General features: G+C 63.7%; 4 protein-coding genes. 3 read left to right on the forward strand and 1 reads right to left on the reverse strand.

Annotated elements, in window-relative coordinates; translation table 11 throughout:
- The coding region (locus LB529_RS28795) for a TOBE domain-containing protein (RefSeq protein WP_224712964.1) at positions 1–347 on the forward strand (347 nt) is incomplete at its 5' end.
- A 562-nt stretch (positions 348–909) separates the two neighbouring features.
- Here LB529_RS28795 and LB529_RS28800 read toward each other — a convergent pair.
- On the reverse strand, positions 910–1,974 hold the full coding sequence (locus LB529_RS28800) for a LysR family transcriptional regulator (protein WP_224601138.1): 1,065 nt from the start codon (positions 1,972–1,974) through the stop codon (positions 910–912).
- A gap of 454 nt (positions 1,975–2,428) precedes the next feature.
- Between LB529_RS28800 and LB529_RS28805 the strand changes: the two genes are divergently transcribed.
- Positions 2,429–3,349 carry a helix-turn-helix transcriptional regulator gene (locus LB529_RS28805; protein WP_224601136.1) on the forward strand — a complete coding sequence of 307 codons (921 nt, stop codon included), beginning with the start codon at positions 2,429–2,431 and terminating at the stop codon, positions 3,347–3,349.
- Between the two features lie 228 nt (positions 3,350–3,577).
- The coding region (locus tag LB529_RS28810) for an autotransporter-associated beta strand repeat-containing protein (protein ID WP_224712965.1) at positions 3,578–13,419 on the forward strand (9,842 nt) is incomplete at its 3' end.

Below are 13,419 nucleotides of genomic sequence, written 5' to 3' on the forward strand. Positions count from 1 at the left end.
TGAACTTTCTCAAGGCGACGGTGGTCGATGACGGCAAGGCGCTCACGGCCGGCGAGGCGAGGATGGACATCACGCATTTGAAAGCCCGGCTCGAGAACGGCCGCAACGTTACGCTCGGCATCCGGCCGGAACATCTCGATGAGGACGAAGGTGTGGTGCTTTCGCTCGCCGTCGACGTCACCGAGCGGCTGGGTTCGACCTCATATGTCCATGGCGCGCTGCCCTCTGGCGAAACGATCGTCGCAGAACGACGCGAGGATCAGCCGCGCTTCGGCGAGACTATCACACTACGCTTCCAACCCACGCGCACCTGCATCTTCGATGGGGACGGTAGTCGCATTCGCTGACGCCCGGCACGATTTGAGTTGATGGAAGTTGCGGAACATGTGACCGGCAGATGCGGCGGAACCAGAGGCCGATACTTGCGGTGGCACAGGACCGCTACATCGTGACGGCGGGCTTGATCCAGTCCCCGCAACCAATTTTATCATAAATCAATAACCGTCCCGGTCCAACCGGGACGGTTATTGCGTTTCGGGGAAGGCAATCGCCGATTCGACGTTCATTGCGCGGTTGTGGCCAGCAGCTAGTCGGCGCGATGGTCTGGTCGAGGATACGCACGTCGCGGACGTTGATGACGACCTCAGCCTCAGCAGCGCGCCGATGGCCTGCCGGTTGGTTGAGTTGGGGTATTGTCAGCCACCACGGCCCGATGTCGGAAAAAGGCAGCTATGCGTCCCGTATGGGCCATTCAGGCGAACTACCGAAAAGCAGATCTCTCTGGCACGGTCGATGAGGCGCGCTGCCCCCCAACCCTGCAGTTATCCGCTCCCTTGGCAGCGCGGCTGACGTCACTGTGCCGAAACGATTCGCCCGCTATGCGGACCTCGTACGCTCAGAATGCTCTATTCAAAGCTTCGGAGGCGGAGATTGGTCTGATGGAAATCGATCGGGCGCAGTTCGGAGCCTCGCAATGTCCTTGCCGTCCGTGGATGGTGCCGATCCTCCACGGTGAGTTTCATCGCCCGAGCCTTCCTGCAGCTTGACCAGCAGATAGCCTGGATAGCGGATGACCCCGTCGAACTCGCGAGAGACGGTCTCCACGAACTTCATGACGCGCGGGCTGCGGTGTCTTTGCGCCGGGTAGAGCGCATAGATGGATCGCTTCTCGGAGCGCCAGGCGGGCAAGACGGGCACCAGCGCGCCGGCCTCTACTTCGTACTCGACGAAGAAATCGGGCAGGTAGCTGATCGCTGATCCTATTGCCGTGAAGTATTTCGTCATCCAATAGTCGTTGACTTTGAACTTGCCGATCGGTTTGGCCTCGGCGAGGGTCTTGTCTTTGCGCAGCCGCCACCGTTCGACCACGCTGTTGCGCATGTAGACCACGCCGTTCAGCCGTTCGATGTCGGCGATTGTTTCCGGTGTTCCATGCCGAGCCAGAAAGTCGGGGCTGGCATACAGTCCGTAGGAGATGGCGCCCAGGGTTCGACGCATCAGGGCCGAGTTTGGCGGCTCGCCAACATAGATCATGCAGTCGAAATCGAAGTCACCCACGATAAGCTTGTCGTTTGGGATGATCTTCACGTCTATATCGATGTCGGGGTTATCGCGCAGGAGGAAGTGCGCCGCAGCGCCGATGATTGCCGTCCCAAATTCGGAACTGGCTATAACACGGACACTCCCGCTGATGGACGAGTGAGCACGCTGCGCAGCGCTGGCGGCGTTCTCGCAACTGTCGAAGATGGCCACGCAATTGTCGAGATACTCCCTCCCGGCGTCCGTAAGCTCCAGCCCTCGGCGCTTTCGCACGAACAATTGCACCTGAAGCGCATCCTCCAATCTCTGCAGGTGGTGGCTGAGCGTCGATTTGGGAATGCTATAAGTGTCCGCGGCACGGGATATGCTTCCGGCGCGGGCGACCTGAACGAAACAGCTTATGTCTTTCAGTTCGTAAGGCAGGTGGCTTTCCATGTTCAAAATTCCGAACGAAGGGTTCGATGACGCGCTCTTTTATGGATTGAAGCGCCCGCCTAATGTCATCAGTGAGGCTGAGAATCGAGGAGTGGGGAAGAGTGCTGCGGCGAGCGGTCGTTTGACAAGTAGCAATAACAGGTCTGCGGCCTGCTGTCGTCGTCCATTGCGCATGGCCCTGCAGCAATAACTGCGACAATAGCTCAACTGCTCTTGTGGATCCCAACCATGAAGGTTTGGGCAAAGGTCACGCACGAGCGCCATCGAGCCTGGCGCAGCGGCTTCTTGTTGCGCCAGCCAGTAACATCAAATGTTATTGCGTTCTTGGTCGGATGCCGACAGGTGGCCCAAAGTAGCCAACATCACAAAATGCCGTTCCATCGGAACGTGAGCGTGTAACTAACGTTGGGTCCTCAAACCCACAAGGCGGATACATTTTAGGCAATGCTAACGCATGACCCGTACTGCCGGCCAAACTAGCATGGCTCCTTCGAAGCATGATCAAGATGCCGGTCCTCACTCAGTTGGTTTGGATTCGATCCTTTCTATGGCCGACGCTTCGACGATATCCACAGAGCGAGGGGCGGCGGCATATTCGGTGACGCCGTCCGGATCGCACACCTTGCCGGCCGGTCACCATGTCGTTTGTGTCGGCCTCGAATCCGCGCCGGGCACGTGCGCCGGACTGGGCGACAGCAAAGCCGAGCGCTATGACGCTCCTGCAGGCGACATCATTGTCAAGCCGGCGCATCTCGAAGCTCGCCTCTACCTGGCGAAGGCCCGGGAAAGCGCGATCATCGTCTATCCGGATGACAGCCTAAAAGAGCTTGCCCGGCAGCAATTCGGCTCGGGCCAAGCCGAACTAGGGCCCCCGCCTTTCGGTGCTGTGGATCACACGGCCTTGCGCATCGCGCAATTGCTCAAAGCTGAACTGACAAAGGAGCACGGCCCCAGCGAGTTCTACGTCGAGCGCCTCATTGCAATCCTGGGCGTGCATCTCCTTCAAGCCTATTCCGCGCGCGACGACGTCGTGCCCCAACCTTTCAAGGGCGGTCTTACGCGGAAAGCAACGCGCAGCCTTCAGGACTTCCTGAAGGTCAATCTTGCACAGAAGATCTCCGTCAACGAGCTTGCGGCGCTAGCGAACCTGTCGCCCCGTCAATTTACCCACGCATTCACCAAAACTTTCGGAAAATCGCCGCACCGCTATCTGCTCGATCTGCGGCTTGACCACGCTGCCGGAGTGCTCGCGGAGCAGCAATTGACAATAGCCGATGTGGCCTATCTCAGCGGGTTCTCCAGCCAGAGCCATTTGACTGCGGCGATGAAGAAATACCGAGGCACCACACCGACCCGGTTACGCTCCTCGTCCTGAAACGGGCCGCATCCCGTTAATCCTATATTAGCATTGTACAACAACAGCTTGTGTCTTTGGAGTAACACTTTCATTCAAGGACGCCCGGGCCGCGATATGGATCGCCGTTTTCTGCAAAATTTCGCTTTTTCTTGAAATACGCGGCAGCGTTTCCATGCCTTGTTTTCAATTTGTGCTCTGATTCATCGGAGCACAATGCATTACTGCTTGCTAATTTAGGGGGAATACATGGCTGGGTTGGCCTGCGGCGGGACGATCCACGACCAGAAGGCCGCCGACGACGGCGGCCACGACCCGAGGTCGAAAACCGGCGACCTACATCCCGGGCGCGCATCCTCCCAAGCGCGTCGGGGTTCCAGGGGACGGGCGGCGAAGCAAGCTGACAGGCCGATCTTCTCGCAGCTGCTGCGCGGCGGGCGCATGACCAAGTGGAAGGGCGAGGCGGCGAGCTTTGCGCCGAACCTTGCCCACATGATCGCATCTGTCTCTCGTCCGCGTAGCGCCGCTGTCCTGCTCGCGCTTCTCACGGGCCTGGCGGCCAACCAGGCGGGCGCCGCGGATCTCTACTGGGACGCCGACGGTTCGGGACTTCAGCTTGGCGGCACCGGAACCTGGAACACCGCGGCGCCGGCGCTCTGGAACACCACCGGCAATGCCACGGCGGGCCCGTTCGTCACCTGGAACAACGGCACCCCGGACAACGCCATCTTCGCCGGCACGGCGGGGACGGTCACGCTTGGTGCGCCGATCACGGCTGGCAGCCTTACGTTCAACGTCAGCGGCTATACCATTGCAGGCGGTACGCTGACACTCGGCGGCACGACGCCAACGATCACGGCAGCCGGGAACGCCACCATCAGTTCAATCGTCGCCGGTACGGCAGGGCTGACCAAGGCCGGTGGCGGCACTTTGACTTTGTCCGGCAACAACACGTTTTCGGGAAATGTAAATATCAACGCCGGCACCTTGAGCCTGACCGGCACAAACACCTTCACCGGTGCAATCAACGTCAACACGGGCATTCTGTCTGTCAGCTCGAACGCCGCGCTGGGCAACGCAACCAACGTCGTAAACTTGTCCGCGGGAACGACTTTAAGTGCCAGTGGTTCGCTGAGTGGGCGAACCGTCAGCCTCACGGGCCAAGGCACCGTGCAGGTAGCAGGCGCCGGATCCGCCCACTACACCGGAAGCGGCGGGTTGAACGTCACCGCTGTCGGCAGCACCGGCTCGATCACTCTGAGCGACAACACGAACGACTTTGCCGGTCCGGTGAATTTTTTTGTGAACAGCGCGGCTGCGGCCTCGTTCACCTCGATAGGCAATATCGGCGAGGCCAGCGCCCTGGGCGCCGGGGACACGATCAGCTTGTCGGCCAACTCAGGTGTGTCGGGGCTCTATTATACCGGAACCGGGAATACATCCAACCGGAACTGGCAGATCAACACCGGTATCGGCGCACCGACCGCTCTTATCCAGAACTCCGGCAGCGGCCTCCTGAAGCTGACTGGCAATGTTTCGGTCACGGGGGGCACGGCTGTCGCATTTTCGGCGGCCAACGCCGATTTGCAGCTGTTGGGCGTTCTCAGCAGCTCAACGGCCAACCCGTTCAGGTTCATCGCCGGCGCCAGCGGCGCCATCACGCTCGGGGATGCCAATAGCTTTACCGGATCGGCTTCGATCGAAAGCGGTGTCGTGAAGGTCGGCACGCTCGCCAATGGCGGGGTGAACAGCTCTCTCGGCGCGGGCACGAGCATAGCGTTCACCAGTGGAACCCTCAGCTACACCGGCGCCGGCGCAAGCAGCAACCGTGCATTGTCGGTCAGCGGCGCGAGCACTGTCAGCAACGATGGTTCAGGAGCGCTGACGCTCAGCGGCACCACCACGCTCAATGCCGGCTCAACACTGACTTTCGGCGGCAGCTATGCCGGCGCAGACAACGCCTTATCCGGCGTGATCTCCGGAACGGGCACCCTCGCCAGCTCTGGCGCGGCCACCTGGGTGCTTACAGGCGCGAACACGCGCACGGGCGCCATCACCGTGAACGGTGGCACGCTGCGCGCCGGCAGCGCCTCGGCCTTCGGCACCGTGACCAATGTCACGGTCAACGGCGGCATACTGGACCTCAATGGCAACAATCTTGCGCCCACCTCGCTAAACGGCACGGGCGGCGCCGTCGCGATGGGGAGCGGCAACCTTACCCTCAATCTGGGCACCGGGGTCACCAACACCTATGGTGGCAGCATCACCGGCACCGGCGGCAGTCTGACCAAGCTCGGCGCAGGCACGCTGACGTTGACGGGCGCCAGCACCTATACGGGCGCAACGACGATCGGCGGCGGCACGCTGGCGCTCGACTTCTCGCCGGCCGGAGGGCCGACCAGCGGCATTATCTCTGGCTCGTCGCCGCTCGTCATGAATGGCGGAACGTTGACCGTCAAGGGTGCCGCAGGCGAGACGAATCTGCAGAGCTTCGGCGGCCTCACGATCACCACGGGCAACAACACGGTGAGCGCCACCTCCGGCGCCGGCGGCAGCACCACCGTCAGTCTTGGCGCCATCACCCGCACCGGCGGCCTCGCCAATTTCGTTCTGCCCACCGCCGGCGCGATTGCGACCAGCAATGCCGACGGCGCGCTCGGCGGCTGGGCGACGGTCAACGGCTCGGATTATGCCAAGGTGGTGGGCGGCAATATCGTTGCCTTTACCGCGGCCGATTACGTCAACCAGGACAATGCCAGCCTATGGCAGGCCAACCAGATCCTGAGCGACGCCGGCGGAGCGGCGAACACGCCCTTCTTCAACACGGTCGGCGCCAGCATCCAGATCGGCGGGCTGCAATATACCGCGGCCGCAAACTCGACGGTGACCGTAGCGAGCGGCCAAACCCTCGGCGTTGACGGCACCATCATCGTCGCACCCTCAGTGGGCGCGGCGAACCAGACGATCACCGGCGGTTCGATGACGGGCACGCTGGGCGGCGGCGTGCTGGGCGTCCAGCAGAACGGCACCGGCACCTTCACCATCGCCTCGACCATTGTCGACAACACCGGCATCGTCGGCTTCAGCAAGGCCGGGACGGGCAAGGTGGTGCTGTCCGGCAGCAATACCTACACTGGCGCCACGACCGTGAGCCAGGGGACGCTCTCGATCAATTCGGTCGCCAATGGCGGTGTCGCCAGCGCCATCGGTGCTTCGACCTCCGCTTCATCGAACCTGATGATCCAAGGCGCCACGCTCGAATATACCGGGCCGAGCGCCTCCACCGACCGCGGCTTCACCCTGGCCCGCTCGGGCGCCACCACCTCGGGCACGATCAACGTGACGAATGCCGCCGCCAACCTGTCCTTCTCCGGGCAGGTGGTGAGCCCCGACGGTGCCAATTTCATCAAAGACGGCGCCGGCACGCTGACGCTTGCCGGGGGCAACAACAACTATACCGGCACCACCACTGTCAACGGCGGCACGCTTGCGGTGACCACGCTCGCCAATGGAGGCATCAACAGCTCCATTGGCGCTTCCAGCAATGCCTCGACCAGCCTGGTCCTGCAGAATGGTGGCAAGCTGGGCTATATCGGCGCAACCGCCAGCACCAACCGCGGCTTCACACTCGGTGCGGGCGGCGGCGGCATTGACGTGATCGGCGGCACTGCGCTGACGATGAGCGGCACGGCGGCCGGCGCGGGAAGCCTCACCAAGACCGGCGCCGGAAGCTTGGTGCTGTCGGGCACGAACACCTACACCGGTGGCACCACCGTCAACGCCGGCATCCTGCGGGCAGGGTCTGCTCAAGCCTTTGGCGGCGACGCTGCCGGCGCGGGCGCTGGCGCTATGACCGTGGCTAGCGGCGCGACAGTGGACCTCGCCGGCAACAGTGTCTTCGTCGGTGGGCTCAATGGCGGTGGCAATGTCACGCTGGGCTCGGGCACCCTCAAGATCAATAGCAACGGCAACTTCACGGGTGTGATTGGCGGCACGGGCGGGGTCACCCTCGCGGCCGGCACCCAAACCTTCAGCGGCTGCGGCAACACCTATTCCGGGGCCACCACGCTGACTGGCAACAGCACCCTCAACGTCGGCTGCCTGGCCAATGGCGGCGAGCTCAGTGACATTGGCATGTCCGGCAGTGCGTCGACCAATCTCGTTTTTAGCAACGGCGCATTGAACTATACCGGCGGGACGGTCGCGACGAATCGCGGCTTCACGCTCCAGGGAGGAACGGGCGCTATCGGTGTGGCGAACGCGGCCACCACGCTGACCTTCAGCGGGCAGGCCACAGGTCTCGGTGCGCTCCGTAAGGACGGACCCGGCACGCTGATATTGTCCGGGACCAACAATTACAGCGGTGGAACGACGATTACCGGCGGCATCTTGCGGGCCGGTTCGACAAGCGCCTTCGGCACGGGCGCCGTGACGGTGAACAGTGGCGCGACACTTGATCTCGCCGACAACAACAACACAGTGGGCGGGCTCAACGGGGGCGGCAGCGTGGCTCTCGGAACGGCCACGCTTACCCTTAGCAGTGGCTTCAATTTCAGTGGAGCGATCACGGGTACTGGTGGCCTCACGAAAAGCGTCTCCGGCACGCAGACGCTCTCCGGCTGCAGCAGCACCTACGATAGCGTCACCACGATCACCGGCGGCACGCTTGCCGTGAGCTGTCTCGCCAATGGCGGGTTCGCAAGCTCGATAGGCGATTCCAGCGCCGCGGCAACCAACCTGGTGCTTAACGGCGGCACGCTGCAATATATCGGCGCCGCCGGCAGCACGGATCGCCAGTTCACGCTCGGAACGAGCGGCGGCACTCTCGATGCCTCCGGCTCGGGCGCGATCAATTTCACCAGCACGGCGGTAACACTGTCGGGAACGGGCAACCGCACGCTCACGCTCGCCGGCAGCAACACGGCCAACAACTCGCTTTCAGCGCGCATCGACGATCCCTCCGTGGGCGCCACGTCGCTGACGAAGTCCGGTGCCGGCACGTGGGTCTTGAACAACACGACCAGCACCTATACCGGCGTCACCACGATCAGCGGCGGGGTGCTTGCGGTAAGCAAGCTCGCCGACGGCGATCAGGCGAGCTCGATCGGAAAGTCAACCAATGCCGCGACGAATTTGGTGATCGGCAGTGGCTCGACGTTGCGCTATACGGGCGCGGGTGACGAGACGGATCGCCTGTTCACATTGCAGACCGGCATCAGCTTCATCGAATCCTCGGGCACCGGCGCGATCGTCTTCAAGAACACCGGTTCGGCCGCCTATACCGGCAGCGGAAACCGCACGCTGGCGCTGGGCGGCACCAATACCGGGCTCAACACGATGGGCGGCACCATCATCGATGGCCCCGGCGGCACGACCACGCTCGCCAAGAACGACAGCGGCACCTGGGTGCTCACCGGCAACAACACCTTCACCGGCAACACGGTCATCAATGACGGCAACCTGATCATCGGCAATGGCGGCACCAGCGGCAATGCCGGCGCCGGCAACGTCATCGTCGCCAATGCGACCTCCACGCTTTCCTTCAACCGCTCCGACACCTTCAGCTTCACGGGCACGCTGAGCGGTTCCGGCAACATCGCCCAGATCGGCACCGGCACGACGATCCTCACCTCGGCAACCAACGCGATCGGCGGCAACACGCGCATCGACGCCGGCACGCTGCAGGTGAATGGCGGCCTCACGAGCGCCGGGGGGATCACGATCAACGCTGGCACGCTGCAGAGCAACGGAGGGGGCGCCTCCATAACCACGCCGACGATCACGATGAACTCAGGCTCGAAGCTCAACGTCGGCGGCGGCACGGTCCAGGCCGCCGGCGGCACGCAGACGTTGTTCACGGGCGGGACCGGCGGCGCCACGATCAACATCACTGGCGGCGCGTTGCTCGGCAACGGCACGCTTGGCGGAGGCGGCAACAGCCTCAATCTTACCGCCGGTTCGCTGAATACCGGCGCAGCCGCATTGAATCTTGGCAGCGGCAACGACACTTTCCTGTTGAGCGGTCTTGCGACGATCGCCGGAGTCGGCGTGGACGGCGGTAGCGGCTCCGACACGCTGCAGGTGACCACCACCCTCAGCCGCACGCTCGACGGCGCTCAGATCACCGGTTTCGAAAGCCTGAACAAGCAAGGCGCAGCCACGCTGACGCTGACCGGCAATCACAGCTACAGCGCCGGCACGACGATCGCCGCCGGCACGCTGCAGATCGGCAATGGCGCTGTCGCCGGCGCGCTGACGACGCCGAACGTGACCAACAACGGCACGCTCGCCTTCAACCTGAACAATAACTACACCTTCGGTAGCGCCATCTCCGGCACCGGCGCGGTCAACAAGCTCGGCACCGGAACCACCACGCTCACCGGAACCAATACTTATACCGGCGCGACGAACGTCAATGCCGGCACGCTGCTCATCGACGGCAATCAATCCGGCGCCACAGGACCGACGACGGTCGCGAACGGGGCGACGCTGGGCGGCACCGGCACGATCGGCGGCAGCGTCACCGTCGTCGACGGCGCCACGCTAAGCCCGGGCGGGGCCGGCAACGCTCCAGGCACGCTGAGCATCAACGGCAACCTCGCGCTGGGGAACTCCAACCTCAACGTCAACTTCGGCCAGGCGGATGTCGTCGGCGGTCCGCTCAACGACCTGATCAATGTCGGCGGCAACCTCACCCTCGACGGCACGCTCAACGTGACGCAGAGCCCTGGCGGCAATTTCGGACCCGGCACCTATCGCATCATCAGCTACAACGGCTCGTTGACCGACAATGGGCTCAATGTCACGGACCCGAACTATTTCGTGCAGACTTCCGTGGCCAACCAGGTCAACCTCGTCAACTCGGCGGGGCTGCAGCTCAGCTACTGGGATGGCGATGCCGGCCCCCATTCCAACAGCATCGTCAATGGCGGCAATGGCACCTGGCGGGCCGCCGGCGACCAGAACTGGACCGATGCCAGCGGCAACTTCGCCGCGCCCTTCGCTAACGCCAGCTTCGCCATCTTCCAGGGTGCTGCCGGCACGGTGACGGTCGACAACACGAATGGCCAGGTGCGGGCCTCGGGCATGCAGTTCGCCACCGACGGCTACCTCGTCCAGGGCGGCGACATCGGCTTGGTCGGCCCGCAATCGATCATACGCGTCGGCGATGGGTCGGCGTCGGGTTCCGGATATGTCGCGACGATCGCCTCCAAACTGACGGGCGCGACCCAGCTGGTGAAGACCGACCTGGGCACGCTGGTGCTGTCGGGCGCCAACAGCTACAGCGGCGGCACGGCGATCTATGGCGGCACGCTGCAGGTTTCGACTGACGGCAATCTCGGCGATGCTTCCGGAGGGCTTTCGCTCGATGGCGGCACGCTGCACACGACGGCCGATATCGTTTCCGGGCGCGCCGTGACGCTCAATGTCGGTGGCGGCACCTTCGACACCGATGGGGCGACCAGCTTGGCATTGGACGGCACCGTGAGCGGCACCGGCGCGCTGACCAAGGACGGCGCCGGCACGCTGGTTCTCAGCGGCGCCAACAGCTACCAGGGTGGCACCGTCATCAATGGCGGCACGGTGCAGATCACCGCCGATGCCAATCTCGGCAACGCTGCCGGCAAGGTCACCTTTGATGGCGGCACGCTCTTCCAGCAAGGTGCAGCCAGCATCGTCGCCAGCCGCAACGCGACGCTTCTGGTGGGCGGAGGAACGTTCCAGGTCGACAGCACTGTGCAGTGGGAAGGCGCGGTCGACGGGGCAGGGGCGCTCACCAAGACGGGAACCGGCGCGCTGATCCTCGGCGCCGACAACACCTATGCCGGCGGCACGACTGTTGCGAGCGGCCTCCTGATGCTGGGCACCGGCGGCACGACCGGGTCGATCCTCGGCGATGTGGTCGACAACGGTACGCTCAGCTTCAACCGCTCCAATCTCTATGCTTTTGGCGGCACGATCTCCGGCAGCGGCGGCGTCACCCAGGACGGAACTGGCAACACCGTGCTCACGGCCGACAATAGCTACGCCGGCAACACGCTGATTGTCGGCGGTGGCGGGCTCTACATCGATGGCGACCAGAGCGCCGGGACTGGGTTGACCAACGTCAATTTCGGCACGCTGGGCGGCAACGGCACCATCGGCGGCGATGTCTTCGTCGACGTTGCGGGCCGACTGGCACCCGGTGGCCCGGGCTCAACGCCCGGCACCCTTACCATCAACGGCAAGCTCGAACTGGCTGACGGCTCGAACCTCGACTATTCGTTCGGCCAGGCTGGCGTCGTCGGTGGCGCCTATAACGACCTCACGGTCGTGCACGGCAATCTGACGCTCGACGGCACGATCAACGTGACGGAGGCGCCCGGCGGCAATTTCGGCCCGGGCATCTATCGCGTCATCAGCTATGACGGCGCTCTGACTGACAACGGGCTTGATACCACGTCGAGCGATCACGTCGTGCAGACCTCCGTTGCAGGTCAGGTGAACCTGGTCGATATCAGCGCGATGACGCTCAACTTCTGGGACGGCGATGCCGGGCCGAAGGCCAATGATGGCATTGACGGCGGCAATGGCACCTGGCGGGCGGCCGGCGACGACAACTGGACCGGCTCCGACGGCGACATAAACGCCGCCTTCTCGAACGGCAGCTTCGCAATTTTCGCAGGTAGCGCTGGCACGGTGACGGTCGACAACACCAATGGCCAGGTGCAGGCCGCGGGCATGCAGTTCGCTACCGACGGCTACTTGGTCCAAGGACAGGACATCGAGCTGGTTGGATCGCAGGCGACGATCCGCGTCGGCGACGGCACCCTGCCGAGCGCGGGCTACACGGCAACGATCGCCGCGACCCTCACCGGCGCCAGCCAGCTGGTGAAGACCGACCTCGGAACTCTGGTGCTTGGCGGCACGAACAACTACACCGGCGGCACCGCCATTCATGGCGGCACGCTACAGGTCTCGGCCGATGCCAATCTCGGCGACGCGGCGGGAGCGCTGTCGTTCGACAATGGCGCGACGCTGCAAAACACTGCCGCGTTCGGCTCGGCGCGCGACGTCACCCTCAACACGGGCGGCGGCACGTTCCAGACAGACGCCGCTCTCACGCTGTCCGGTCCGATCAGCGGCGCGGGCCGCTTCACCAAGACGGGCGGCGCGGCGCTGACGCTGACCGGTACCAATGCCTATGCCGGGCCGACTACCGTTGCGGCAGGCGGGCTCTATGTCGATGGCGACAACAGCCTGGCCACAGGGCTTACCTCGGTCGGGATCGGCGCCACGCTTGGCGGCAAGGGCACGATCGGCGGCAATGTCACGGTGGCCGACGGCGCGACGCTGTCGCCAGGATCTGCCGACGGCACGCCGGGCACGCTGGCCATCGCCGGCGATCTGACGCTCGCCGGCGGCTCGATCCTCAACTACAGCTTTGGCCGGGCGAATGTCGCTGGAGGAGCTCTCAACGATCTGACCACCGTCGGCGGCAATCTCGTTCTCGACGGCACGCTCAACGTGACTGTCTCGCCAGGCGGCACCTTCAGCCCCGGTATCTACCGCGTGTTCGATTACAGCGGGACCTTGACCAACAACGGCCTGTCCGTCGGCTCCATCCCGTCCTCGAACTATTTCGTGCAAACCTCCGTCGATCATCAGGTCAATCTGGTCAATGCAAACGGGCTGAACCTGAACTATTGGGACGGCGATGCCGGTCCGAAGTTCGACGGCACCATCAACGGCGGCAACGGCACCTGGCAAAGCTCCTCGGGCAACGACAACTGGACTGAAGACACCGGCTCGATCAACGCGGGCTATTCCGACGGCGCCTTCGCCATCTTCGCCGGGCAGGCCGGCACGGTGACGGTGGACAACGGGCTCGGCCAGGCAACGGCGGCCGGCATGCAGTTCTCGACCGACGGTTATGTCATCCAGGGCGGCGACATCGGTCTCCTCGGGCCGCAGTCGACGATCCGGGTCGGTGACGGCAGCAGCGCGGGCACAGGCTACACGGCCACGATCGCTTCGGCGTTCACCGGCAGTGCCCAGCTGGTGAAGACGGATGCCGGAACGCTGGTGCTGGCCGGCACCAATAGCTACAC

It is taken from the genome of Mesorhizobium sp. CA5 (genome assembly GCF_020165105.1).
GTDB lineage: Bacteria > Pseudomonadota > Alphaproteobacteria > Rhizobiales > Rhizobiaceae > Mesorhizobium.

What these genes read in the sequence shown, in the direction of transcription:
- LB529_RS28800 (WP_224601138.1), bottom strand. Translation starts at nt 1,974, where the DNA reads ATGGAAAGCCACCTGCCTTACGAACTGAAAGACATAAGCTGTTTCGTT.
- LB529_RS28805 (WP_224601136.1), top strand. Translation starts at nt 2,429, where the DNA reads ATGACCCGTACTGCCGGCCAAACTAGCATGGCTCCTTCGAAGCATGAT.